A 1258-nucleotide genomic window follows, 5' to 3' on the forward strand; every position below is an offset into this window, starting at 1 on the left:
AGAAAGGAGGTTTCGTGATTCGGTTTGGAGAGCCGAGGGAGAAGGGTCGAGAGGATGGCGCGGCGGGAGCTTGGTCAATGGAGCCTGGCGGACAGCCTGGTGTCTGGGGTGGGGCAGAACGCAACGCTGGATCGTCTGGGCGAGCTGATTGACTGGCCAGCGTTGGAGAAACTGGTCTCGCCGCTGGATCCGTTGCGGCGTGGGGCGCCGGGCTATCCGGCGCTGGCGTTGCTGAAGGCGGTGCTGCTGCAGCAATGGCACGGGCTGTCGGATCCCGGGCTGGAGGCGGCCCTGGGAGACAGGCTGAGCTTCCGGCGCTTCTGCGGCTTCGCGCTGGACGACCAGACGCCGGACCATGTGACGATCCACCGGTTCCGCGAGGGGTTGCGGCGGCATGGTCTGGCGGAGCGGGTGTTCGAGGAAGTCAATCGGCAGATCGACGAGCGGAAGCTGATCGTGCGGCGCGGCACGCTGATCGACGCCAGCCTGGTGGAGGCGGCGGTGAAGCGTCCGCCGAAGCCGAAGGCGGAGAAGAAGCGCCCGGCCGAGGCCTCCCAGAAGACGTCCCCGACGAAGGCGGCCGCCAGTCCGGCCCCGGCCCGGCCGCCGAGCAAGCTGGTGCGCAGCCCGGTCGATCCCGAGGCGGCCTGGACCAAGAAGAACGGACGCCGGACCTTCGGCTACAAGGCCCATGTCGGGGTCGACCAGGGTTCGGGCATCATCCGGCGGCAGCGCCTGACACCGGCCAATGTCAACGACACGGTCGAGGCCGGAGCCCTGATCTGCGGCGACGAGGCGGCGGTCTATGCCGACGAGGCCTACACCAGCCACAAGCATCGGGAGAAGTTGCAGAGGCTCCGCATCAAGGACCGGATGATGCACCGGCCCAACAGGCACCATCCGCTCACGCCCCGCCAGATCCAGCACAACAAAGCCATCGGCAGGCGCCGGGCCCCGGTCGAGCAGGTCTTCGCCCGGCTCAAGCGGCTGTGTGGCTGGACCCGGGTCCGCTACTGCGGCGTCGCCCGCAACGCCGTCCATCTCGCGCTGCTGTGCACCGCCCTCAACCTCAAGCGTCTGGTTGTGCTGATGACCCCTGCCAAAGCCGAGCCCGCCTAGCTCCACGACGCTGAGGCACCAATCCGGCCGGCTCAGGCCGTTCCAAACCGGGCCAACCCTGCCCCATTCCGTCCTTCTCGCAGACGCTTCTCTCCCAAACCACGAGACCCATCGATTCTGAAAAGGTCTCGCTTGCGGG

General features: G+C 67.8%; 1 protein-coding gene. It reads left to right on the plus strand.

Going from position 1 to position 1258, the window contains the following annotated elements:
- Positions 1-54: 54 nt before the first annotated feature.
- Positions 55-1119 carry an IS5 family transposase gene (locus P409_RS34655; RefSeq protein WP_034849474.1) on the plus strand — a complete coding sequence of 355 codons (1065 nt, stop codon included), beginning with the start codon at positions 55-57 and terminating at the stop codon, positions 1117-1119.
- The last annotated feature ends 139 nt before the right edge of the window (positions 1120-1258 follow it).

The sequence above is a fragment of the Inquilinus limosus MP06 genome (assembly GCF_000767795.1).
GTDB classification, from domain to species: Bacteria; Pseudomonadota; Alphaproteobacteria; order DSM-16000; family Inquilinaceae; genus Inquilinus; species Inquilinus limosus_E.